Origin of the sequence: Thalassovita litoralis (assembly GCF_900182725.1) — a bacterium.
Lineage (GTDB): Bacteria > Pseudomonadota > Alphaproteobacteria > Rhodobacterales > Rhodobacteraceae > Thalassobius > Thalassobius litoralis.
This window is the reverse complement of sequence record NZ_FXTO01000022.1, coordinates 24,436-48,472: the sequence shown is the minus strand read 5'-3', so window position 1 is coordinate 48,472 and position 24,037 is coordinate 24,436. Positions and strand designations below refer to the sequence as shown.

25 protein-coding genes are annotated in these 24,037 nt (G+C 59.8%); 20 read left to right on the top strand and 5 right to left on the bottom strand.

All coding sequences use genetic code 11. From position 1 onward, the window contains the following. Positions 1-29 precede the first annotated feature (29 nt). From pobA to modC, 14 genes are all read left to right on the top strand, one after another. Entirely contained in the window at positions 30-1,196 is a 1,167-nt protein-coding gene (gene pobA / locus FN828_RS14625) for a 4-hydroxybenzoate 3-monooxygenase (RefSeq protein ID WP_142494220.1), read from the top strand. Beyond that, positions 1,196-1,984: a 3-oxoadipate enol-lactonase gene (gene pcaD, locus FN828_RS14620; RefSeq protein ID WP_142494219.1), complete on the top strand. Its 789-nt coding sequence runs from the start codon at positions 1,196-1,198 to the stop codon at positions 1,982-1,984. The genes pobA and pcaD overlap by 1 nt, the downstream gene beginning before the upstream one ends. Next, complete coding sequence (gene pcaC / locus FN828_RS14615; protein WP_142494218.1) at positions 1,977-2,360, top strand: 4-carboxymuconolactone decarboxylase; 384 nt, start codon at positions 1,977-1,979, stop codon at positions 2,358-2,360. Before pcaD ends, pcaC begins: the two co-directional genes overlap by 8 nt. Beyond that, positions 2,357-3,106 (top strand): protocatechuate 3,4-dioxygenase subunit beta, encoded by a 750-nt coding sequence (gene pcaH / locus FN828_RS14610; RefSeq protein ID WP_142494217.1) that lies wholly within the window; start codon positions 2,357-2,359, stop codon positions 3,104-3,106. Before pcaC ends, pcaH begins: the two co-directional genes overlap by 4 nt. A 3-nt stretch (positions 3,107-3,109) precedes the next feature. Then, complete coding sequence (pcaG, locus tag FN828_RS14605; RefSeq protein ID WP_142494216.1) at positions 3,110-3,709, top strand: protocatechuate 3,4-dioxygenase subunit alpha; 600 nt, start codon at positions 3,110-3,112, stop codon at positions 3,707-3,709. Between the two features lie 158 nt (positions 3,710-3,867). Continuing rightward, a complete protein-coding gene (locus FN828_RS14600; RefSeq protein ID WP_142494215.1) occupies positions 3,868-4,578 on the top strand; it encodes an alpha/beta fold hydrolase in 711 nt (236 codons plus the stop codon). A gap of 15 nt (positions 4,579-4,593) precedes the next feature. Beyond that, the gene (locus FN828_RS14595; RefSeq protein WP_142494214.1) at positions 4,594-5,928 is read left to right on the top strand and encodes a class-II fumarase/aspartase family protein; all 1,335 of its coding nucleotides are present in this window, start codon (positions 4,594-4,596) and stop codon (positions 5,926-5,928) included. A gap of 166 nt (positions 5,929-6,094) precedes the next feature. Further along, positions 6,095-7,333 carry a TCR/Tet family MFS transporter gene (locus tag FN828_RS14590; RefSeq protein WP_142494213.1) on the top strand — a complete coding sequence of 413 codons (1,239 nt, stop codon included), beginning with the start codon at positions 6,095-6,097 and terminating at the stop codon, positions 7,331-7,333. A gap of 97 nt (positions 7,334-7,430) precedes the next feature. Then, positions 7,431-8,525, top strand: coding sequence for a Zn-dependent alcohol dehydrogenase (locus FN828_RS14585; protein ID WP_142494212.1), 1,095 nt, complete (start codon positions 7,431-7,433; stop codon positions 8,523-8,525). Between the two features lie 331 nt (positions 8,526-8,856). Continuing rightward, positions 8,857-9,165, top strand: coding sequence for an ArsR/SmtB family transcription factor (locus FN828_RS14580; protein ID WP_142494229.1), 309 nt, complete (start codon positions 8,857-8,859; stop codon positions 9,163-9,165). A gap of 7 nt (positions 9,166-9,172) precedes the next feature. Next, positions 9,173-9,544 carry a winged helix-turn-helix domain-containing protein gene (locus FN828_RS14575; protein ID WP_142494211.1) on the top strand — a complete coding sequence of 124 codons (372 nt, stop codon included), beginning with the start codon at positions 9,173-9,175 and terminating at the stop codon, positions 9,542-9,544. Positions 9,545-9,609: 65 nt separating this feature from the next. Continuing rightward, positions 9,610-10,365, top strand: coding sequence for a molybdate ABC transporter substrate-binding protein (gene modA, locus FN828_RS14570; protein ID WP_142494210.1), 756 nt, complete (start codon positions 9,610-9,612; stop codon positions 10,363-10,365). Further along, entirely contained in the window at positions 10,365-11,057 is a 693-nt protein-coding gene (modB, locus tag FN828_RS14565) for a molybdate ABC transporter permease subunit (protein WP_142494209.1), read from the top strand. The genes modA and modB overlap by 1 nt, the downstream gene beginning before the upstream one ends. Next, positions 11,054-12,154 carry a molybdenum ABC transporter ATP-binding protein gene (modC, locus tag FN828_RS14560; protein ID WP_142494208.1) on the top strand — a complete coding sequence of 367 codons (1,101 nt, stop codon included), beginning with the start codon at positions 11,054-11,056 and terminating at the stop codon, positions 12,152-12,154. The genes modB and modC overlap by 4 nt, the downstream gene beginning before the upstream one ends. Here the strand turns inward: modC and FN828_RS14555 are convergent. After that, positions 12,139-12,615, bottom strand: coding sequence for a DUF3237 domain-containing protein (locus FN828_RS14555; RefSeq protein ID WP_142494207.1), 477 nt, complete (start codon positions 12,613-12,615; stop codon positions 12,139-12,141). The genes modC and FN828_RS14555 overlap by 16 nt on opposite strands. A gap of 223 nt (positions 12,616-12,838) precedes the next feature. Between FN828_RS14555 and FN828_RS14550 the strand changes: the two genes are divergently transcribed. The 3 genes from FN828_RS14550 to ptsP all read left to right on the top strand — a co-directional run bounded on the left by FN828_RS14550 (position 12,839) and on the right by ptsP (position 17,537). Next, positions 12,839-13,498: a GntR family transcriptional regulator gene (locus FN828_RS14550; protein WP_185959031.1), complete on the top strand. Its 660-nt coding sequence runs from the start codon at positions 12,839-12,841 to the stop codon at positions 13,496-13,498. 224 nt (positions 13,499-13,722) lie between these two features. Then, positions 13,723-14,958, top strand: a complete 1,236-nt coding sequence (locus FN828_RS14545) for an aspartate kinase (protein ID WP_142494205.1) — start codon at positions 13,723-13,725, stop codon at positions 14,956-14,958. A 332-nt stretch (positions 14,959-15,290) separates the two neighbouring features. Continuing rightward, positions 15,291-17,537 carry a phosphoenolpyruvate--protein phosphotransferase gene (ptsP, locus tag FN828_RS14540; RefSeq protein ID WP_142494204.1) on the top strand — a complete coding sequence of 749 codons (2,247 nt, stop codon included), beginning with the start codon at positions 15,291-15,293 and terminating at the stop codon, positions 17,535-17,537. Positions 17,538-17,590: 53 nt separating this feature from the next. On the opposite strand, the gene FN828_RS14535 is transcribed toward ptsP, so the two are convergent. Both FN828_RS14535 and FN828_RS14530 read right to left on the bottom strand, forming a co-directional pair. Next, positions 17,591-18,235, bottom strand: coding sequence for an SDR family NAD(P)-dependent oxidoreductase (locus FN828_RS14535; RefSeq protein ID WP_142494203.1), 645 nt, complete (start codon positions 18,233-18,235; stop codon positions 17,591-17,593). A 17-nt stretch (positions 18,236-18,252) separates the two neighbouring features. Then, positions 18,253-18,711, bottom strand: a complete 459-nt coding sequence (locus tag FN828_RS14530; protein ID WP_142494202.1) for a DUF1178 family protein — start codon at positions 18,709-18,711, stop codon at positions 18,253-18,255. Positions 18,712-18,857: 146 nt separating this feature from the next. On the opposite strand from FN828_RS14530, the gene FN828_RS14525 reads away from it, so the two are divergent. Continuing rightward, positions 18,858-19,511 carry a glutathione S-transferase family protein gene (locus FN828_RS14525; RefSeq protein ID WP_142494201.1) on the top strand — a complete coding sequence of 218 codons (654 nt, stop codon included), beginning with the start codon at positions 18,858-18,860 and terminating at the stop codon, positions 19,509-19,511. A 150-nt stretch (positions 19,512-19,661) separates the two neighbouring features. On the opposite strand, the gene FN828_RS14520 is transcribed toward FN828_RS14525, so the two are convergent. Continuing rightward, positions 19,662-20,807 carry an acyl-CoA dehydrogenase family protein gene (locus FN828_RS14520; RefSeq protein ID WP_142494200.1) on the bottom strand — a complete coding sequence of 382 codons (1,146 nt, stop codon included), beginning with the start codon at positions 20,805-20,807 and terminating at the stop codon, positions 19,662-19,664. 168 nt (positions 20,808-20,975) lie between these two features. Here FN828_RS14520 and FN828_RS14515 point away from each other — a divergent pair, with 168 nt between their 5' ends. Then, a complete protein-coding gene (locus FN828_RS14515; RefSeq protein WP_142494199.1) occupies positions 20,976-21,764 on the top strand; it encodes an SDR family NAD(P)-dependent oxidoreductase in 789 nt (262 codons plus the stop codon). Between the two features lie 12 nt (positions 21,765-21,776). Here FN828_RS14515 and FN828_RS14510 read toward each other — a convergent pair whose 3' ends face one another. Then, positions 21,777-22,589 carry a helix-turn-helix domain-containing protein gene (locus tag FN828_RS14510; protein ID WP_142494198.1) on the bottom strand — a complete coding sequence of 271 codons (813 nt, stop codon included), beginning with the start codon at positions 22,587-22,589 and terminating at the stop codon, positions 21,777-21,779. Between the two features lie 170 nt (positions 22,590-22,759). Here FN828_RS14510 and FN828_RS14505 point away from each other — a divergent pair, with 170 nt between their 5' ends. Further along, positions 22,760-24,031, top strand: coding sequence for an acyl-CoA dehydrogenase family protein (locus tag FN828_RS14505; RefSeq protein WP_142494197.1), 1,272 nt, complete (start codon positions 22,760-22,762; stop codon positions 24,029-24,031). The last annotated feature ends 6 nt before the right edge of the window (positions 24,032-24,037 follow it).

Genomic DNA, 24,037 nt, shown 5'->3' with positions numbered 1-24,037 from the left:
TTTTTGCCCAAGCGAACAGGGAGGAAACCATGCGGACCCAAGTTGCCATCATCGGGGGCGGCCCATCGGGGCTTTTGCTATCGCAACTGCTGCACAAGGCAGGAATCGAAACCGTCGTTCTGGAACGTCAGACACGCGATTATGTGCTGGGACGTATCCGGGCGGGCGTGCTGGAAACCGGCTTTGTCAACCTGATGCGTGAAGCCGGGGTTGCCGAACGGATGGATGCCGAAGGCTTTGTTCACGATGGCACCTTGATCGCCTATGACAATGAACAATTCCGCATCGACTTTGCCAAACACACCAATAATCATGTTGTGGTCTATGGGCAGACCGAAGTCACCCGCGACCTGTACAATGCCCGTGATGCAATGGGGGGTACGGTGATCCACGGCGTCAGCGATGTGGAACTGAACGACTTGACCGGAAAACCCTATGTTACCTTCACCCATGACGGCCAATCAAAGCGGCTGGATTGCGATTTCATCGCCGGGTGCGATGGGTTCCACGGCCCGTCCCGTCAGGCCATCCCGCTGGACGTGCGCCGCGAATACGAAAAGGTATACCCCTTTGGCTGGCTTGGCATCCTGTCGGAAACGCCGCCCGTGGATGACGAACTGATCTATGCCAATTCGGAACGCGGCTTTGCCCTGTGTTCCATGCGCAACGCCAACCTGTCGCGCTATTACGTTCAGTGTTCGCTGTCCGACAGCCCCGATGACTGGACCGATCAGGCATTCTGGGACGAACTGAAACGCCGCATCCCCGAAGACGCCGCGGATAAGCTGATCACCGGCCCGTCCATCGAAAAATCCATCGCCCCGCTGCGTAGCTTTGTCACCGAACCCATGCGCTATGGTGCGCTGTTCCTGTGCGGGGACGCCGCCCATATCGTGCCGCCCACCGGCGCCAAGGGGCTGAACACCGCCGCCAGCGACATCCATTACCTGTATACCGGGCTGGTGCAGCACTACCTGCACAATGACAGCAACGGGCTGGACACCTACAGCCAAAAAGCGTTGTCCCGGATCTGGAAGGCAGAACGCTTTAGCTGGTGGATGACCAACCTGCTGCACCGTTTCCCCGACCAATCCGCGTTTGACATCAAGATGCAACGCGCCGACCTTGAATTCCTGCGTGACAACGACGCCGCCCAAACGGTGCTGGCGGAAAACTATGTAGGATTACCATACTGATGCAAATTGCTGATCTGGACGACATCAAGATTCACTACCGCGAAGACGGCGACCCGAACGGCGCGCCGGTTGTGTTCGCCAATTCGCTGGGAACCGACCTGCGCCTGTGGGACAAGGTGATCGCACGCCTGCCGCAAAACCTGCGCCTGATCCGCTATGACAAGCGCGGTCATGGCCTGTCGGATTGCACGCCTGCGCCCTATTCGATGGGCACTCTGGTGCGCGATGTCGAACGCCTGTTGGATCATCTTCAGGTCAAGGATTGCGTCTTTGTCGGTCTGTCCATCGGTGGCATGATCGCCCAAGGGCTAGCGGTGAAACGGCTGGATCTGGTCCGCGCTGTCGTGCTGTCCAACACCGCCGCAAAAATCGGCCAGCCGCAGATGTGGGCAGATCGGATTGACGCCATAGCCAATGGCGGGATCGAGGCCTTGGAAGGCCCCATTCTGGACCGCTGGTTTGCCAAACCGTTCCGCGAAACCGCTGAATTTTCCGCGTGGCGCAATATGCTGGTCCGCCAGCCGGTGCAGGGCTATGTTGGCTGTTGCGCCGCTATTTCCGGCACCGATTTTTATACCCCCACCAGCGGGTTGCGCCTGCCGCTTTTGGGGATCGCCGGATCCGAAGATGGATCGACCCCGCCCGATCTGGTGCGCGAAACCGTTGATCTGGTGCCGGGGTCCAAGTTCCAACTGATCCGCAAGGCCGGGCATTTGCCCTGTGTCGAACGGCCCGACGAATACGCCGCCATCCTGACCGATTTCCTGAAAGAGGTCGGCCATGTCTGAGCGTTTTGACAAGGGAATGCAGGTCCGCCGCTCGGTTCTGGGCGACGCGCATGTTGACCGGGCCGAAGCCGCTAAAACCGCGTTTGACGACCCATTCCAAACCCTAATCACCGAAGGGGCGTGGGGGACGGTTTGGGCCTCGGACGGGATCACACCGCGCGAACGATCCATGATCACGCTGGCCTTGCTGGCCGCGACCGGCAATTTTGAAGAAATCGCCATGCACATCCGCGCCACCGCCCGCACCGGCGCCAGCAAGCAGGACGTACAAGAAGCGTTCCAGCATGTCGCCATCTATGCCGGGGTGCCCCGCGCCAATCACGCTTTGAAAATCGCCAAGGCAACCTATGCCGAAATGGAGGAGACCCAGGAATGAGCGATCCGATCATCCCAACAGACATGGGGCCACTGATCCCCAGAAACCGGGCCATACACCCGGTTGCCTATGACGTGGATTACAAAACCAGCGTTTCACGCAGCCCCAAATGGCCGCTGTTGTCGATGGAATCCACCCCGTCCGAAGAAACCGGCCCCCGGTTCGGCCATTCCCTGCTGGGACCGCTGGATAACAACCTGATCCTGAACTTTTCCAAAGACCCGGCCAAACCCGCCGTGGGGGAACGCATCCTGATGCATGGTCGCGTGCTGGATGAAAACGGGCGCCCCGTGCCGCATACGCTGGTGGAAATCTGGCAGGCCAATGCCGGGGGGCGGTATCGCCATATCAAGGACAGCTACTTTGCCCCGCTGGACCCCAATTTTGGCGGCTGCGGGCGCACCATTACGGATGAAAACGGCTACTACGAATTCCTGACGATCCGCCCCGGTGCCTATCCTTGGCCGAACCGCGCGAATGACTGGCGGCCCATGCACATTCACATCTCGGTCTTCGGCCACAGCTTTGCCCAGCGCCTGATCACCCAGATGTATTTCGAAGGCGACCCCCTGATCGACCACTGCCCGATTGCCGCCACGATCAAAAGCCGCAGCCAACTGGATCGGCTGGTCGCACCCTTGGATTTCTCGAAATCGCGCCCGCTGGATTTTCTGGCCTACAAGTTCGACATCGTGCTGCGCGGTCGCCGTCAGACCATGTTTGAAAACAAACTGGAAGGGATGTAAGTCATGGTTCAGAAGCTCGACACCCTGATTGAAACACCGTCGCAAACCGCTGGTCCCTATGTCCATATCGGTGCGATCCCATCCTTTGCGGGCAATCCCGGCATCTACCCCGAGGATCTGGGCCTGCGCGCGATCGAAGATGGCGCACAAGGCGACATCATCACCATCACCGGCGCAGTCATTGACGGCACTGGCTGGGCGCTGCGCGATGCCATGATCGAAAGCTGGCAGGCAGACGCCGCTGGCAAATTCCCCGGTCAGGATGGCGCCGATCCGCAGGTCAACGGATTTTGCCGCTTTGCCGCAGACAAAGACAGCGGCGAATTTACCCTGCGCACGGTGAAGCCCGGCAAAACGCCAATGCGCGGCGGTGGATTTCAGGCCCCGCATATCGCCCTGTGGATCGTGGCGCGTGGCATCAACATCGGCCTGCAAACCCGCATCTATTTCGACGACGAGGACAACAGCACCGACCCGCTCTTGAAACGGATCGAACAACGCCCCCGCGCCGAAACCCTGATCGCCAAGAAAACCGGCGAAGGTCAGTACCGTTTCGACATTCGCCTTCAGGGTGACAACGAAACCGTGTTTCTGGACATGTGACGCATTGGGCGGGGTGCGCTTCGGCGTGCCCCAGTCCCTATCTCGGCCCCTATATGAGTTAATTTCCCCAAAACATACCGCGCGGGAATTAACGAAGCGTGTACTCTGCCCCTTGCCGTGCTAACACCGCCTGCAACGACGAACGAAAGGCAAACGGCATGGCAAATTTCCTGCTGATCCACGGCGCGGCCCACGGCGCATGGTGCTGGCGTGATCTGATCCCCGAACTGGCCGCGCTTGGCCATACGGCACACGCGATTGACCTGCCCGGACATGGCAATGATTCCACGCCTTATCAGCAGGTTACGCTAGATAAATACGCCAATGCGGTGCTGGATGCGCTGACTGAACCGGCCATTGTGGTTGGACATTCCATGGCGGGCTATCCGATCACACTGGCCGCTGAACGCGATCCATCCCGGTTTCAGCGCCTTGTCTATCTGTGCGCCTATGTTCCCACATCCGACCTGTCGCTGGCCCAGATGCGGATGGAAGCCCCCTATCAGCCCCTTTTGCCCGCTATTCGTATGACCGATGACAAACAGGGCTGGACCGCCGACCCCACAATGGTGCGGGATATTTTTTACCACGATTGCCCCGATGGCACCACGGAATTTGCCCTGCAAAACCTGTGCGTTCAGGCCACGCAACCCACCTCGGTTCCGGTAACGACAGGCGCAAATTATGCCAGCGTCCCCCGCAGCTATATCCGCTGTGCCAATGACCGCACGATCCCACCGGAATATCAGATCACCATGACACAGGACTGGCCCGCGGCGGATGTTCATACCCTGCCCACCGCACATTCGCCGTTCTTTGCCGATCCGGCAGGGCTGGCGCGGCTGCTGGACCATATCGCACAACACTAAACTAAAGGGACGCTTATGGCCGCCTCGGTTTTTGCCTCTGAACTTTACAGCCGCCTTTTTCCCACTGGTGACGCCGGTCGCCTGTTCTCCGACAGCGCCGAAGTGCGCGCCATGCTGCTGGTCGAAGGGGCCTTGGCCAAGGTGCAGGGCGAAATGGGCCTGATCCCCGTAGAAAGCGCCGCCTTCATTCACCGGGCGTCAATGGAAATCCCGCTGGATCCCGGCGGATTGGCCCAAGCCACCGGCACCAATGGCGTGACCGTTCCGGGGCTGGTTGCGGCCTTTCGCAAGGCGCTGGAAGCCCCCGAACACGCGCAATATGTCCACTGGGGGGCCACGTCACAGGATATTTCTGACACCGCGCAAATGCTGCGGCTGCGTCAATTCCTGGCCCTGCTGGAAACCAACCTGCGCAAGACCCTGCACCAGCTTGGGCTTCTGGCGCACACCCATGCCGACCTGCCCATGCCGGGGCGGACCTATGGCCAGCACGCGACCCCAATCACCTTTGGGGCCACCGCCGCCCATTGGGGGGCACCGCTGCTGGATTTGCTGACGGACCTGCCTGCGCTGCGCGATGGCGTGCTTTGGGTGTCCCTGTCCGGGGCGGCGGGGACCGGGGCGGCCTTTGGTCCCCGTGCTGCGGAATTGCGGGCCGAATTTGCCAAGGCCTTGAACCTGAAAGACCCCCAGCGCACATGGCACGCCGACCGTGGCCCTATTCTGGCGCTTTGCGGTTGGCTGACCCGCCTGTGTGCCGCACTTGGCAAAATGGCCGAGGATACGATCCTGTTGACCCAAACCGGCATATCCGAGGTCACATTGGGCGCCTCCGGCGGATCGTCAACCATGCCGCAAAAACAAAACCCCGTGCAGCCCTCGGCCATTGTCGCATTGGCGCGACAGGCCATCGGGCTGAACGCGATCCTTCAGGACGCGGGCCTGCACCGTCAGGACCGCGACGGTGCCGCATGGTTCACCGAATGGCTGACCCTGCCACAGCTTTGCCTGTCGGCGGCATCGGCCTTGGAACAGGCCACCACGATCACCGCCACGCTGACGCCCAACCCTGCGGCCATGTCATCGGCCCTATCCGGCACACTGGACCTGATCCATGCCGAAGCCCTGTCATTCCGGCTGGCCGAACACCTGCCCCGCCCCGAGGCACAGGCGGCCATCAAAACCCTGTGCAAACAGGCCATTGCCGAAAATACCCCCCTGTCCGATCTGGCCCGCGCCGCCTATCCCGATCTGACGCTGGACGATGTTTTCGACCCAGCACACCAAACCGGGCAGGCCCCGGCGGAGGCCCGCGCCTTCGCTGCTGCCACGCAAAACTTGATCTCCTGATCTCACACGTTCTTTCTTGGTTAAAATATCCTGGGGGGTGGCCTGAAAATTTCCTGAATTTTCAGGCCGGGGGGCAAAGCCCCCCCACCCCGCCCGCCGCAGGCGTTCCCTACGTCACTCTTTCCTGACGCACCCCGCCCCCCTATCTTTGCCGCAGCCCTGCCGCATGGATCGCCACATGACCAACCGCCTGCCCATCCTGTTCATCCTGATCACTGTCATGATCGACGCGATGGGCATTGGCCTGATCATGCCCGTGATGCCCAAGCTGATCCAACAGGTCGAAGGCGGCGATATTGGCAATGCCGCAATTTGGGGCGGCGTGTTGTCGACCTCTTTCGCGATGATGCAATTCCTGTTCAGCCCATTGCTGGGCCGGTTATCCGATGCCTTTGGCCGCCGCCCCGTCCTGCTGGTATCCCTGCTGGTGATGGCGGCGGATTATCTGGTGATGGCGGTGGCCGGGTCCATTTGGGTACTGGTTGCCGGGCGGATCGTGGGCGGCATTACTGCGGCCACCCATTCCACCGCCAACGCCTATATGGCCGACATTTCCGCATCCAAGGATAAGGCCGCCAATTTTGGACTGATCGGGGCAGGTTTCGGGGTAGGCTTCGTGTTTGGGCCAATGCTGGGCGGTCTGTTGGCCGAATACGGCACCCGCGCCCCATTCTATGCCGCTGCGGCGCTGGCCTTGACGAATGCGTTGTTTGGTATGGTGGTTCTGCGCGAAACCGTCACCGATGCCACCCGCCGACCCTTTCGCCTGTCCGGGGCCAATCCCTTTTCGGCGTTCCGGTCGCTTTCTGCGCTCAATTCAACATCAGGCCCGGTGGCACCGCTGCTTTGGGTGGTGTTTCTGTATCATCTGGCGAATGTGGTCTACCCCGCTGTCTGGGCCTATTTTACCATCGCCCGCTTTGGCTGGTCCCCCGGCGTGATTGGCATTTCACTGGCGGTTTACGGGGTGTCTATGGTTGTGGTTCAGGGCGGGCTGATCCGGCCCGCCATCCGTATGTTCGGGGACCGGCGAACCGTGATCATCGGTCTGGGGATCGAGGTCATCGCGTTGGCCCTAGTCGCCCTGTTGTCAAACGGCTGGCTGGTCATGGCACTGATCCCGATTTCCGCCTTGGGCGCGATTGGCCTGCCCGCCCTTCAGGGTATCCTGTCCCATGCGGCCCCGGACGATGCCCAAGGCGAATTGCAGGGCGTCTTGTCCAGTATTGCGTCGGTATCCATGATTATCGGTCCCATACTGATGACACAGGTCTTCGCGCTTTTCACCTCGGACCACGCCCCGTTTCATCTGCCGGGCGCGCCATTTCTGCTGGCAAGCGCGTTGATGGCATTGGGATGGGCTGTCTTTGCGACCTGTCAAAGACCACAGGGGCGTTACGCCTGACATCGCGTATTTTTTTGCGTTACGGAACTTATTTTCGCACTTGAACCCAACCTTCCCCGCAGGCACCTTTCCCACAAGAGGAGAGAGGGTTCAAATCATGTCAAAAGTCAAAGCTGCCGTTTGTTACGAATATAACGCCCCGATGGTGATCGAAGAAATCGAACTGCGCGCCCCGGAACAGGGCGAAGTCGAGGTTCGGATTGATGCCGTTGCCGTCTGCCATTCCGATATTTCATTCTGGCAAGGCGGGTTTGGCGGCGCAGTTCCCGCCGTTTATGGACACGAGGCCGCAGGCACCGTCACCGGCGTTGGGCCGGGCGTCAAAGGCATCGCCGAAGGGGACGCCGTGGCCGTCACGCTGATCCGGTCCTGCGGGGTGTGTCCGTCCTGTGGCACCGGCCATCCCACCACATGCGAAGACCCCGGCGACTGGAAAAACGGGCCGCTGAAAACCAAGGATGGCGCACCGCTGTATCAGGGCGTTTTCACCGGGGCTTTTGCGGAAAAGGTTGTGGTCGACCAAAGTCAGGTCGTGGTGATCCCCGATGACATGCCCAAAGACGCCGCCGCGTTGATTTCCTGCGGGGTGATCACGGGGGTAGGGGCGGCAATCAATACCGCCAATGTCCGTCCCGGCGATGATGTCGTGGTGGTCGGTGCAGGCGGTGTGGGACTGAACGCCATTCAGGGCGCCCGGATCGCGGGTGCGCGCCGGATCATCGCCGTGGATATGAACCCCGACAAGCTGGAAGTGGCCAAGGAATTTGGCGCGACCCACGGTATCGTTCCCGACGCGAAACCTTGGATGAAGGTCAAGGAAATCCTTGGCGGGCGGGGCGCGGATGCCGTGCTGGTCACGGTCGGCGTTGCCGCCGTATACGATCAGGCGCCGCGCTATCTGGCCAATGGCGGCAATGTCGTCATGGTCGGCCTGCCGCATTTTGGATCGAATGCCAGCTATTCCCCGCTGTTGATGGCTGACATCGGGCAATCCATCCTTGGGTCGAAAATGGGCGATGTGGTGATCAAACGTGACATCCCGTGGATGGTAGACCTGTACCAACAGGGCCGCCTGAAGCTGGACGAGCTGATTTCAGGCCGCTGGACATTGGACCAGATCAACGAGGCTTTTGCGGACACCATGACCGGGGCCGCCCGTCGCAATGTTATCATGCTGTCGCACGACGACTGACGCAAAACACGCCAATAGCGGGTGGCGGATATTCGCCACCTGCCCATTTCGGGAATTTTCGCATCTTTCCTGCCCACTGGGTGCTGTAAAACTGCGGAAACACCTTCACACCCCCTATCAAATCGCTGTAAAATAAGGCTATCCCGCATCCAATGCCGCCGCGTTGGCCTATGTCGTTCTTGTCATTTTGGGGAAAATGCCCATCTACGGATAAGACGGCCCCGCTGTGGCCCCGGCCTCGCCCTTTTATGCAGGGCATGTTACAGAAGAATAAACAGCGCAGGATTTGACAGACGTGAACGTACAAGCGCCCCCCGCACCGCCCTCGGAAATGGAACGCAGCGCCGCCAGCGCCGCCGCCTATCTGAAAACGCTGGCCCACGAAGGCCGGTTGATGATCCTGTGTCATTTGGGATCGGGTGAAAAATCCGTGGGCGAGCTGGAAAGTCTGCTGGAAATCCGTCAAGCCGCCGTCAGCCAAATGCTGGCCCGCCTGCGCGAAGAAGGGCTGGTTGCCACCCGCCGCGATGGCAAGACGATCTATTATTCGCTGGCGGATCAAAACACCTACGAAGTGATCCAACTGCTGTATCGCCTGTTCTGTAGCCCGACAGATGCCGCCGAAGGCGCAACCTGCTGATCGTGCGATGATCCCCCTGCCCCGCCTGCGCCTGCGGCTGGTTTATGGCGATAGCCTGAAAATCGGCCCCGGCAAGGCTGATCTGCTACAAGGTATCGCTGAAACCGGGTCCATATCCGCCGCAGGGCGCGGTATGGGTATGAGCTATAAACGCGCGTGGTCTTTGGTCGAAGAAATGAATGCGGCCTTTCGTATGCCGCTGGTGATTTCGTCGCGCGGCGGGGCCAAGGGCGGCGGGGCCGCGCTGACAGACACAGGCCAGCAGGTTCTGACTGCATTCCGTCATCTGGAACAAAAGCTGGAACACGAAGGCGCTGCCGAAATCGCCCAGATTTCAGATTTGCTTTCGCCCGACTTCGATATGTCCGCAGAAAAATAACGCTTGCATTTTTTTGCCACCCAAAGCGATATATTTCCGTGAACATATTGAAACCCCGGAGTCCCATGTCCTTTCTTCGCTTGTGCCTTTTGCTTTTGTTGCCCACCCAACTTTGGGCTGGGAATGTAACTGTTTTTGCCGCCGCCAGCCTGAAAAATGCGCTGGAACAGGTTGCCTTGGACTGGCAGACCGAAACGGGAAATACGGCCACCCTGTCCTTTGCGGGCAGTTCCGCGCTGGCCCGACAAATTCAGGCGGGCGCCCCAGCAGACATCTTTATTTCTGCCAACCCCGGATGGATGGATCATCTGGCCGCAAATGGGCTGATCCGCACCGATACACGCGCCGATCTGCTAAGCAATACGCTGGTGCTGATTGGCCCCGCAGGCACAGCCCCCCTGCCCGGCATCACCCCGGCCACCGATCTGGCCGGATTGCTGGGCGATGATCTTTTGGCGATGGCTTTGGTGGATGCGGTTCCGGCTGGCATCTATGGCAAAGCCGCCCTGATACATCTGAATCTTTGGCCCACCGTCGAAAATAAGGTGGCACAGGCTGATAATGTCCGCGCCGCATTGGCCTTGGTCGCGCTAAAAGAAGCCCCCTTGGGCATCACCTATGGATCAGACGCCGTGGCTGAACCGCGCGTGACCGTGTTGAAAACCTTTCCGGCGGAAAGCCACCCCCCTATCCTGTACCCGGCGGCACAGACCACGGACAGCGCCGCCCCCGATGCAGCGGCTTTTCTGACCTATCTGCGCAGCCCCGCCGCCGCACAGGTCTTTGAACGGTTCGGGTTCAGCCCGGTATCCGCTGACTGATGGATTGGCTGACGCCACAGGAATGGGCCGCCGTCGCCCTGTCGCTCAGGGTTGCGTTGTGGGCGACAGTGGGCAGCCTGCCGCTGGCCATACTGGTCGCGCTGGCGCTGGCGCGAGGCACATTCCCCGGCAAGCAATTGCTGAATGGGCTGGTCCACCTGCCGCTGATCCTGCCCCCTGTCGTCACCGGGTATCTGCTGCTGATCACCTTTGGCAAACGCGCCCCGGTGGGGGCGTTTCTGTATGACACATTCGGCCTTGTGCTTGCCTTTCGCTGGACCGGCGCGGCATTGGCTGCCGCGATCATGGCCTTTCCGCTGATGGTCCGCGCGATCCGGCTGGCGATCGAGGCCGTTGACCCCAAACTGGAACAGGCCGCCGCCACATTGGGCGCGTCGCGGCTGATGGTATTTGCCACCGTCACCCTGCCGCTGGTGCTGCCCGGCATCATCGCCGGGGCCATTCTGGCCTTTGCCAAAGCGATGGGCGAATTCGGCGCCACCATTACATTCGTGTCCAACATCCCCGGCCAGACGCAAACCCTGCCTTCGGCCATCTATGCGTTTCTTCAGGTGCCGGGCGGCGAAGCATCTGCATTGAAACTGGTTGGCGTGTCTGTTGCGCTGGCGATGGGGGCGCTTCTGGCATCCGAAGCTTTGGCCCGCCGCGCCGCCCAAAAGGTGCAGGGATGACCGTTTCCATTCAGATCAGCCACGATTTCGGCCCCTTCCGGCTGGATACCGCGTTTCAGGCTGGCCCCGGCCTGACCGCCCTGTTCGGTCGATCCGGGTCCGGAAAAACCACCGTCATCAATGCGGTTGCGGGGCTTCTGACGCCCCAGCAGGGCAATATCACCGTGGCGGGGCGCGTCCTGTTTGACAGCGCGGCAGGTATTAACCTACCCGCCCATAAACGCCGCGTAGGATATGTGTTTCAGGACGCCCGCCTGTTCCCGCACATGACTGTGGCGCAAAACCTGCGGTATGGGAAACGCTTCAATCACCGCCCCGGCCCCCTGCCAGAATCAGAAGTGATCGACATGTTGGGCATTGGCGGGCTGCTGTCCCGCCGCCCCACGGCCCTGTCCGGGGGGGAAAAACAGCGCGTCGCCATCGGGCGGGCGCTGCTGTCGGCCCCTGATATTCTGCTGCTGGATGAACCGCTTGCGGCGCTGGATGCCACCCGCAAGGACGAAATCCTGCCCTATCTGGAACGGTTGCGTGATCAAGCCCGCCTACCGATCCTGTATGTCAGCCACGCCATGACCGAAGTCGCGCGATTGGCGAACACGCTGGTGCTGCTACAAGACGGCACAGTTCGCCGCGCGGGGCCGGTGACCAATCTGCTGTCTGATCCCGATCTGGCCCCGCTGATCGGCCTGCGCGAGGCGGGGTCGATCCTGACCGCCCGCGTTCTGGCCCATCACGATGACGGGTTAACCGAATTACAGACCGCGGGCGGGCATCTGCACCTGCCCCGGCTTTCCGCCGCCACGGGCAGCACCCTTCGCATCCGCATTCCCGCCCACGAGGTCATGCTGGCCCTGACCCCGCCGCAGGGCATTTCAGCGCTGAATGTCCTGCCCGCTGTGGTGGATCAAATCCGCGAAGGCAGCGGCCCCGGCGTTTTGCTGCGGCTGGCCACAGGGCCGGATTATATTCTGGCCCGAATTACGCGCCGATCCGCAACCGCGTTGGGCCTGCGTCCCGGCACCCGCTGCCATGCCATCGTAAAATCGGTATCCGTCGCCCAAGGCGATGTCAGCGGCCCCGATCAATCCAGCGCATAAAGCGAAATAACGACCTGCCCGGCCAATCGTGCGCCAACCCCGGTGAACATCGTCTTGTTCACCCAGTCATAGCGCGGGTCGCCGGTTTCCAACTGCGCCGTGGTCCGCATGTAATATGTTGCGGGGTCCACCTCCTCGCCGCGCGCCAGTGCCGCCACCACCTCGGCTGGGCCATGCCGATAGCCGTAGTTGCGAATTTCGATCACGGCACCGTCATCGGTTTCAAACGCATACCGCGCCACCAGTTCGGCCACGCCATTCGCCCAGATCGTTTGCCAATCCGCCCCGACATTCAGAATCCGCCCATTCAATGCCGGACCTTCGACCCGCCCGCCGATGATCGGGATAATCCGCCGCTGCCCCGCCTGCCCCGGCCCCAATTCCTTGATCGGGTCCAGATCGACATACAGATCACACACATGGCGCAGCGTGGGCGGCGCAAGGGCCGGACGGTCAGACATTATCGCTCCTCCTTCGAATGTCGTGATCACATTGCCCCCCGACATCAGACAAAACAAGCCCGCCAGCCTGCGACACCGCAAACCTTTCCCGATCGCCTCGCCTTGGTTAAAGCGTCACGCCAAAATCTGTGACACAGGTTTTTTGGCGGACCGCTTTAGGTGCTTGCCAAATCATCCCCGATACCGTCGAATGGTTCGACGAAAACGCCAGACGGAAACGGCCATGACCAGCGACACCGCACAGACGCCCGCGAAAAAACTCAGTTCCTCGGACGCACTGGCGCGGGATATTGTGCGTGGACTTTACGAAGGACGCTACGCCGCCGGGCAACGGCTGGTGGAACCTGATTTGGTGGCGAAATATGGCGTTAGCCGCTCTACCGTCCGCGAGGCCATCAAGAAGCTGACCGCCCAGGGCATCGCCGAATCCCATCTGAACCGCGGGGCGCGTATCCGGCAGCTTACCCGGACCGAGGCTGAAAATATCCTGCTTATTCTGGAACAACTGATCGGTCTGGCCGCCCGACAGGCCGCGCAAAAAATTGACATGCCCGGCAACCGGGAACTGTTTACTCAGATTCTGTCGCCGCTGCTGCAAGCCAATGATACACTGGACAAATTTGAATTTTCCCGGCTGCGCAACAAATTCAACCGGACCTTGGCCCGGATCGGTGGGAATGCTGAACTGGAAACCTTGCTGGCCAATGTAAACGCGCATGTTTTCGGTCATCGGATGGAAGTCAGCCCCGAGCACCGTCGTCAATCCTATCGCAAAATTGGCACGGCGGTTCTGTCGGGGGATGCAGCCACCGCCGAAGCCGAAGCGCGAGCCTATGTGCGCCGGTCGATCTCGCTTTTGAATACGCTTTTCCCCGAAGATTGACGCAGTCCCCCGTCTGGGTGTCTGCGAAAGCAGGGGCTTTGCCCCCGGTCGCCTTTGGCGCCCTCCCCCAGAGTATTTGAAATCAGAAAGAAGCGATGAAGTTGGGGCTGCCCTTGCCGCGCCTGTCACATATTCGTCGAAAATCCGGCGGCAACCGCGATGCAATCTTGCTCTTGACGCGGCAAACCGTTAATTCGCGCGAGACCAAGGAGCTAGGACTGACAATGCCCGTTCTCGTGATGAAATTCGGCGGCACTTCCGTCGCCACGCTGGACCGGATCAAACGCGCTGCAAAGCGCGTGGGGCTGGAAGTGGCCAAAGGCTATGACGTGATCGTCATCGTTTCCGCCATGTCGGGTGAAACCAATAAGCTGGTGGGGTATGTCAACGAAACCTCGCCGCTATACGATGCGCGCGAATATGATGCTGTCGTGTCGTCAGGGGAAAACGTAACCGCCGGTCTGATGGCGCTGACGTTGCAGGAAATGGATATTCCCGCCCGCAGCTGGCAAGGCTGGCAAGTGCCGGTGAAAACCACCAGCGCCCACAGCTCTGCCCGGATCGAGGAAATCCCGACCGACAATATCACCGCCAAATTCGGCGAAGGGATGCGCGTGGCCGTTGTGGCCGGGTTCCAGGGCATTTCGCCCGAGGGCCGTATCACCACGCTGGGCCGGGGCGGATCGGACACCACCGCCGTGGCATTCGCCGCCGCGTTCGACGCGGAACGCTGCGACATCTACACCGATGTGGACGGGGTTTACACCACCGACCCGCGGATCAGCCAAAAAGCCCGCAAGCTGGACAAAATCTCGTTCGAGGAGATGTTGGAACTGGCCAGCCTGGGCGCGAAAGTTTTGCAAACCCGGTCTGTCGAACTGGCCATGCGCTACAAGGTGAAACTGCGTGTGCTCAGCTCTTTCGAAGAACCGTCTGATGAAGCCGGCACGCTTGTCTGTGCCGAGGAGGAAGTCATGGAAAACCGTCCCGTATCCGGTATCGCCTATTCGCGCGACGAGGCAAAGATGACCCTTGTCTCGGTCGCGGACAAACCCGGCATTGCTGCCGCCATCTTTGGCCCGCTGTCCGATGCGGGGGTCAATGTGGATATGATTATTCAGAACGTGGCCGAACAAGGCCTGACCGACATGACCTTTTCCTGTCCCACGGATCAGGTGATGCGCGCCCAAAAGGCGCTGGACGATGCCAAAACCCGCGGCGACATCGCGTTCCAGGAACTGATCGCGGATACCGACGTGTGCAAGGTTTCGGCCGTGGGCATCGGTATGCGGTCGCAATCGGGCGTGGCCGCCAAGATGTTCAAGACCCTGTCGGACGAAGGGATCAACATCAAGGTTATCGCCACCAGCGAAATCAAGATCTCCGTGCTGATCGACCGCAAGTACATGGAACTGGCCGTGCAAGCCCTGCATGATGCGTTCGAGCTGGAAAAAGCCTGATCAAAAGCGGCAGACCACATTCAAAGGCCGGGCCGGATTTACCGCCCGGCCTTTTTCGTTGCCCGATAGGCGGATGGGCGGATACATGCGCACACCTGCGCGACATGCCAGCATAGGGCGAAGACGCTTGATTTTTTACCCTTGTCTGATACATCACTTTTGCCCGGTATTTTAAGGGGCTGCACAACAATCGTACCGACATGCGCAAGATAATTCCGCAACAGGCACTTTTTACGCAAAAATCGAACGCGCGGTATTGATATCCGTTTTCCTTGCCCGCGACTTGTGATCTAAGGCCCATCGGATCGGAAGAACTAGGGACAACCGCCGGAATGCCCGAAACCACGGAAACAGAAAGCCGCAAACTGCTGCGTCGCCTGCGCGATGCAATGGCCGAAGACAGCGCCGGACAGGCGCGGCTGGATAAGATCACCCATCTGATCGCAGATTCGATGGGGACCGAGGTGTGTTCGATCTACCTGTTCCGGGATCGCGAAACGCTGGAACTGTGCGCCACCGAAGGCCTGAAGGCCGAAGCCGTCCACCAGACCAAGATGAAACTGGGCGAAGGGCTTGTGGGGCGCGTCGCGCGCAGCGGCAACGTGGTGAACGAAGCCGATGCCCCCAGCGCCAAAGGCTTCCGTTATATGCCCGAAACCGGGGAAGAGATTTATTCCTCGTTCCTTGGTGTTCCTATTCAGCGGCTTGGTGAAAAACTGGGCGTTCTGGTGGTGCAATCCAAACAGGCGCGGCAGTTTTCCTCGGACGAGGTATATGCGCTGGAAGTTGTCGCAATGGTTCTGGCGGAAATGACGGAGTTGGGCGCCTTTACCGGCGACAATGCCGCGATGACAGCCCGGCATCAGCAATCCGTGATGTTCCGTGGATCAACGGCACAGGAAGGCGCGACCGAAGGCCATGTCTGGCTGCACGAACCCCGTGTGGTGATCACCAACCCCATCGCAGAAGACCCCCATAAGGAACTGACCCGCCTGCACGAAGCCGTGGATAAACTGCGCATCAGTGTGGATCAATTGCTGGCAGGGGCCAGCTCGTCAGGGGATACCGAGCAGTTACAGGTGTTGGAAGCCTACCGGATGTTCGCCAATTCCAAAGGCTGGCTGCGCCGCATGGAAGAGGATATTTCCCGTGGCCTGTCCGCAGAAGCCGCCGTGGAAAAAGAACAATCCACCGCCCGCGCCCGCCTGTCACAAGTCAACGATGCCTATCTGCGCGACCGCTTGCACGATCTGGATGACCTGTCCAACCGGCTGCTGCGCATCCTGACCGGGCAAGGCAAGGAAACCGGCGCAGATATGCCCGCGGACCCGATCCTGATCGCCCGTAATATCGGCCCGGCTGAATTGCTGGATTATGGCCGGTCGTTGAGGGGGATCGTTCTGGAAGAAGGGTCAGTCGGCAGCCATGCCGCCATCGTCGCCCGCGCTTTGGCAATTCCACTGGTGATCCACGCCACCGGCATTACCACCGACGCCTTGAACGGTGATCACATTATGGTGGACGGGGACCAAGGCATCGCACACCTGCGCCCGGACGATACGGTTGTGTCCGCCTTCCGTGATAAAATCGCCATGCAGGCACAGGCGCAGGAACGCTATGCCTCGATCCGGCAGGAACCGGCCCAGACGCTGTGCGGTAAAACCGTTGCCCTGCATATGAATGCGGGTCTGATGGCGGACCTGCCCAGCCTTGACAGTTCCGGGGCCGAAGGTGTGGGCCTGTTCCGCACGGAATTGCAATTTCTGGTCCGCAACCAAATGCCCCGCCGGTCCGAGCTTTCGGCGCTGTATGCGCGTGTTCTGGACGCCTCGAACGGCAAACGGGTGGTCTTCCGTACCTTGGACATCGGGTCGGACAAGGTGCTGCCCTATATGAAGCCACAAGAAGAACCGAACCCGGCTCTGGGCTGGCGCGCCATTCGGGTTGGTCTGGATAAACCCGGTGTGATGCGGATGCAATTGCAGGCGCTTATTCGCGCCGCAGGTGGGCGCCCCCTGACAATCATGTTCCCCTTCGTGGCTCAATACGAAGAATACAAAGCCGCCAAGGCTGAAATGGACAAGGCGCTGGAACGCGAACGCATTCTGGGCCATGCCACCCCCGAAACGCTGGAAATCGGCGCCATGCTGGAAACGCCTTCGCTGGCTTTCGCCCCCGATCGTTTCTATGAGGAGGTGGATTTTCTGTCGATTGGCGGCAACGACCTGAAGCAATTCTTCTTTGCTGCGGATCGTGAAAACGAACGCGTCCGCCGCCGCTATGATACGTTAAACGTTAGCTTTTTGACCTTTCTGGAAAATATCGTCAAACGCTGTGACGCCTCGAATACCTCGCTTAGCTTTTGTGGAGAGGACGCGGGCCGCCCGGTCGAGGCCGCCTGTTTTGCCGCGATGGGCTTTCGTATGCTGTCAATGCGTCCGGCATCAATCGGCCCGGTCAAACACATGCTACGCCGCCTGAATTTGGAAGAATTGCGCGCGGTCATCGAACAGGCCCGCGAAGAGGGGCACCAATCCGTCCGTCCCGCCGTCATGGACTATCTGCGCAGCGCAACCTGACCAGCCAACGCCTGAACCGTGCGCTCAGCGGCTCGTTTTGATTGGTTTGCCAATCAAAACGGATGCGCGCGGCCATCCCATGTTTCAAAGCAGCCCGTGCTATCCAGCGACAGCGCAGCAAAGCGGGACATCAACCCTGTCACGGCTTCCTCGGTGCTGATTTCAGCGGTAGTTCCCCCCATATCGGTCCGCACCCAGCCGGGATGATAGATGCCGACGGCGATACCTTCGGGTTTCAGATCCGTCGCCAGGTTCCGCCCCAGATTCAGCGCCGCCGCCTTCGAGGCGCGGTAAATATAGCTGCCGCCGGGCGCGCGTGTATCGCTGGCCATTTGCGAGGAAATAATTGCGATCTTCGCCCCCTGCGCCCGCCGCAGATTAGGTAGCAACGTCTGGATCGTCAGAAACACACCCGTCACATTGGTGGCCATCATCTGCGCCCAGAGTTCGGGGGCAAATCCGGTATCCAACACCTGCCCCTTGTCTAGGTACTGACCGGCATTGCAGATCAGCAAGTCGACCGGACGATCCGCGACAGCCTGCGCCAGCACGGGAAATTGCGCTGCATCCGACACGTCCAACGGCACATAATCGCCCCCTTGGCGGGATGTGCCGGTGACATCGTGGCCAGTCTGGGCGTAGCGTGTCGCCAGTTCATGACCAATACCACGGTTGGCACCAGTGATAACGATGTGCATAAGCGGTTTCCTTTCGCTTAGTTGGTCTTGCGTCCCGGCAAGAAAGGCAAGGGCAGGACGGGCACGCCATCCTCGATCAGTTTCTTGGCTTCATCAGGCTTGGCCTCGCCATAGATGGCGCGTTCCGGGCTGTCGCCGTCATGCATGGCACGCGCTTCCTGAGCGAAATTCGTCCCGACATATTCGGAATTTTCTTCGACCTTACGACGAAACTCCGTAAGAACGCGTTCAGCGTCCGAGGTGGGGGTACGCAAGGACGGCGCTTTATCTGTCGCCGGGGCCTCACCCTCTGCCGGGGCCGCAGCCGTGCGGGCCGACTGAACACGCGGGGCCATCAGGGATTTTTGTACCTCTGTGCTGCCGCAAATGGCACAGGCCACCATCCCGGCGGCCTTGAGCTTGTCAAAAGCATCACCAGACTGGAACCAACTGTCGAAACGATGATCCCTATCGCATTTGAGGTTGAATTGAATCATAAACCCGCCGATTGCAAAACTGACCTAGTACATACCGCGCGGATGGGGAAAATCAAGCGAGGCACAACATCCGCCGCCGCATCGGCACAAGTCGCCCCTACCGGGGCGAAATAGCATTTACCGAAGGAAAAACAGGGGGGAAGACTATGTTAACACTGTGGCATTGCGAAAACGCGCGATCCTTTCGGCCGCTTTGGGCATTAGAAGAACTGGGACTGGAGTATGAGCTGAAAATGCTGCCCTTCCCGCCGCGTTTTCTGAAAAAGGACTATCTGGCAGAAAACCCGTTGGGGACGATCCCCCTGCTGGTAGACGGCGATACGCGCATGACCGAAAGCGCCGCGATCCCGCATTATCTGGCCATGAAATACGGAAACGGGCGGCTGACGCTGGCACCGGATCATCCCGAATACGGTGCCTACCTGAACTGGCAGCATCACGGCGAAGCAACACTGACTTTCCCGCAAACGATCTGGCTGCGCTATGCCCAATTTGAACCGGACGAACGCAAACAACCCGGTGTGGCAGAGGATTACAAACTGTGGTTCCTGGCACGTCTGCGCATGTTAGAAGCCGTGCTGGAAGATGGCCGCGACTATCTGGTGGGCGGGCAATTCACGATGGCAGATATTGCCGTGCATTACGCACTGTTTCTGGCGGCCCGGATCGGGATGCGGGATGATCTGCCCCCCAATTGCCTGCGTTGGCACGATGCGCTGCGTGCCCGTGATGGATTCCGCGCCGCACAGACACGCCAGACATCAGATGCCACGGCGCAGGGCGTCAAAGCCGCGATCTGAGATAACGGGGGCTTGGGGGCTTTGCCCCCCCGGTCGCCTGCGGCGCCCACCCCCCAGAGTATTTCAGATCAGAAAGAAGCCGGGATGTTTCGTTCTGGTAAGCGACGGTTTAGGTTTGGGACGCTCGCAACAGGACTTCCCTGAGCGCGGTCAGGAATAGATTCCCATCATCTTGGTCAGGATTTGCAGCATCACCTCGTCCGCGCCGCCACCGATCGAGGTTAACCGGCCATCGCGCCAGATGCGCGAGATTTCCACCTCTTCGGTGAAGCCCATCCCGCCCCAGAATTGCAAGCAGCCATCTGCGATTTCGCGGGCCAGACGACCAGCCTTCAGCTTGCAGACCGTCGCCAGCCGCGTTGCGTCCTGACCGTCCACAACCATCCCAGCGGCCTGCCAGCAGGAGGCCCGCAGCAGGTCCAGTTCAGCCTGATATTCCGCCAATTTGAACTGAATATACTGGTTATCCAGCAGGGATTTCCCGAACGCCTTGCGCTGGCGGGTATAGTCAATGGTGCTGTCAATGGCCCGTTGCAACGACCCTATCGTGGAAAACGCCCCCCAGAGCCGCTCCAGCTGAAACTGTTCCATCTGATAGATGAAGCCCATCCCTTCGACGCCGACCAGATTACGCTGCGGGACACGCACGTTGTCAAAATACAGCTGCGCCGTATCCGAGGACCGCATCCCCACTTTTTCCAGCTTACGGGCCACTTCGACGCCTTTGGTGTCCATCGGCATGATGATCAGCGACTTGTTTTTATGTGCCGCCCCATCCGAGGTATTCGCCAGCACGCAACAGACATCGGCCTGTGTGCCGCTGGTCGTCCACATCTTGCCGCCATTGATAACGTAATCGTCCCCGTCCTTGACCGCCGTTGTCTTGATCGAGGCCACGTCAGACCCGCTGCCCACCTCGGATACGCCCAGACAAAACACCAGATCGCCTGCAATCGCCGGGGCCAGATATTCGGCGCGCAAGTCGTCGCTGCCGTGTTTGGCAAAAGCCGGGGTGGCCATATCGGTTTGCACGCCAATCGCCATCGGCACGCCACCACATTTGATGCGGCCCAATTCCTCGGCCATGACAGCGGCAAAGCTGTAATCCAGCCCCATCCCGCCAAATTGTTCCGGTTTGTCGATCCCCAGCAGGCCCAGATTACCCGCCGATTTGAACAGATCATGCGCCGGAAAAATCCCTGCGGCTTCCCAAGCGTCGACATTTGGGTTCACTTCGGTATCAATCCATTTGCGGATAGTGTCGCGCAGGGCGGCGTGATCGTCGGTCAGTTTCATCGGGTGGGTCTCTTTTATGACATTTAGCGCATCCTGTGACAGACCTGTGCCGGGGTCTTGCGCTAACCCACTGACCAAAAGTGACGTTACGTGAACGGGCCGCCCCCTTGCGCCGGGGACACGCCGGGGGAACACTGCCCGCGGAGCGAGATAAGGGAGGGCATTCCAATGCAATTAGAAGGCGTGATCGCCGTCGTAACGGGCGGTGCCAACGGAATCGGCAAAGCACTGGCCGAAGGGCTGCACCAGCGTGGTGCGAAAAAGGTGATCGTCGCGGATCTGGACGGGGACAAGGCGCAGGCCGTGGCCGCGTCGATCAACGGGCGGGCCTTTGCCCTGGATGTTCGCGACGGGGCCGCCATTGGCGCGATGATCGACACCATCGAGGCCGAAGAAGGCCCAATCGGTTTGTTCTGCTCCAACGCAGGTGTGTTGATGGGGCTGGACACGGACATGCGCAGCGCGGTTTCAGCCTCGGATGCGGAATGGCAGGCATCATGGGATATCAACGTAATGGCCCATATCCATGCCGCCAAGCATCTGATCCCCCGAATGGAAGCACGGGGCGGCGGCTATTTCCTTCATACGGTCAGCGCCGCCGGGGTATTGAATCAGATCGGCAGCGCGGTTTACGGGACCACCAAACACGCGGCGATTGGCTTTGCCGAAAATCTGGCCTTTACCCATCGGGATGCCGGAATCCGCGTTTCGGTTCTATGCCCGCAAGCGGTTCAAACCGCTATGATCACCGGCATTGATGGGGGCGGATCGGCCGGGGTAGACGGCATCCTGTCCCCCGAAGAGGTGGCCAAGGCCGCACTGGATGGGGTTCAGAACGACACCTTCCTGATTTTGCCCCATACTCAGGTGCGGGGCTATATGGAAAACAAACTGGCCGATTATGACCGCTGGATTGGCGGCATGGCAAAATTGCAGCGGATGTTGCGCGGGGCGTGATGCCCCGCAGCCTTAACTGGCCCAGTTTTCGGGTGCGAGCGTATAGTTCGCCCCCGGATACACCTTCAGATGCCGCGATCCCTGCCGGATCGAACGCGGTTTCAACCCATAGGTTCGGCGGATCGAATGGCTGAAGTGGCTGCTATCGGGATAGCCCAAATCCAGCGCCACATCGGTCAGGGAATTGTCTCCGCTGGCATGATCCAGAAACCGCCGCGCCCGTTTCCACATCCGCAGCGACCGGAACGATACCCCTGTATTCAGCTTGAACAGATGCAGGAACCGTGAGGGCGACAGGAAGATCTCGCGGGCGTAATCTTCGGCGGATACGGTACAATCCTCCAGATCGTTGCACATCAGTTCCAGAATGCTGGTGATACGCGGCTCCATCTGCCGCGCCTCCAGCCGTTCGCCCAGAAACAGCCAGTCGAATTCCGCTGTCATAAACCCCTGCGACAACACCTGTCCCAACTGGTCCCGCTGCTCTCGCACGCGCGTCAACACCCTCTTCCGGCTGTCGGGATTCTGAACCAATTCCCCCAAACGAACCTGCGCAGCGGGCGACAGGCTTTCCGGCTCGAACCCAAGATTGTGAATCGCCCCTGTCGGCGATACCAGCCGGTGACTTTGATAAGGCGCCACCAAAGCCACCTCGCATTCCGCCCATTCACCTACCCCGATGGCGATCTGAAATGTCCCCTCGGTCGCGCAATACAGCGAAAAAGAGCCAAGATTTCTTGGCTTTTTCGAATTTCCGGCCAAACCGGAATAAAACAACCGCTCGCGCCCGATCATCAGAACGCTGGGGTTCCACGGTGTATTCAACGATGTCTCCTCCCCTTAGGCGGACAAGGCCGCGCGCCCCTAGGCTGCGGATTTTGAACAGATGTGTCAATTATGATCGTCAGACGATATTGCCTGATCACAAAATTTGTCGTAACGTCATGCCAAGATCAGGCCAGTCCCCAACCGGATTGGCAGCAAGGAGGAAACAGATGATCCCAGACAAATCCCCCCGTGTGCTGGAGCTGGAAGAAAAACTTCTGGCTTTCATGGAAGAGCATATCTACCCCAACGAACAGCGTTTTTATCAGGAAGCCGAAGATCACGGCCCCTGGAAACTGTACCCCGTCATCGAAGAACTGAAACCCAAAGCGCGTGAAGCAGGGTTGTGGAACCTGTTCTTGCCCGAATCAGAACACGGTGCCGGGTTGAAGAACATCGAATATGCCTCGCTGTGCGAAATCATGGGGCGGTCCCATCTGGCCCCCGAAGTCTTCAACTGCAATGCCCCCGACACCGGCAATATGGAAGTGCTGGCCCGCTACGGTACGCCCGAACAGCAGGCAGAATGGCTGACCCCGCTGCTGAATGGTGACATCCGTTCGGCCTTTGCGATGACGGAACCGGATGTGGCATCCTCGGATGCAAAAAACATCGAAAGCTCGATCATCCGTGATGGCGATGAATATGTCATCAATGGCACCAAATGGTATACGACCGGGGCCACCCATCCGAATTGCAAGATCTTCATCTTCATGGGGAAAAACGATCCTGATGCCGATCCGTACCGGCAACAGTCGATGATTCTTGTGCCGCGCGACATCCCCGGCGTGACGGTGAAACGGTCCTTGCCGGTCTTTGGTTATTACGGTGTCCCCGACCGCGCTTCCGAAGTGGTTTTCGATAACGTCCGCGTTCCGGCCTCGAATATGCTTCTGGGCGAAGGGCGCGGGTTTGAAATTGCCCAAGGCCGCCTTGGACCGGGCCGCATCCACCATTGTATGCGCCTGATTGGGCTGGCGGAACGGACGCTGGCAAAAATGTGCCTGCGCACCCAGCAACGCGTGGCTTTTGGCAAGCCGGTTTCGGAACAATCCGTCACCCGCGAACGCGTGGCCGAGGCCCGGATCATGATCGAACAATCCCGTCTTTTGACCCTGCGTGCTGCGCATATGATGGATACCGTCGGCAATAAAGAAGCCAAAGCCGAAATCGCCATGATCAAAATCGCCGTTCCCAACATGGTCTGCCAGATCGCGGATTGGGCCATTCAGGCCTTTGGCGGCGGCGGCACCGGCAATGATTTCGGCACCGCCCACGCCTATGCCACCGCCCGCTTCCTGCGTCTGGCCGATGGTCCCGACGAGGTCCACCGGGATCAGCTGGCGCGGCTTGAGTTCCGCAAACAAGCCGCCCGCAACGATACCGGCGGGGTCGATGGCTGGGGCGTTCTACCGCCGCGCATCGCGCTGTCGCCGAATTGAGCGCCT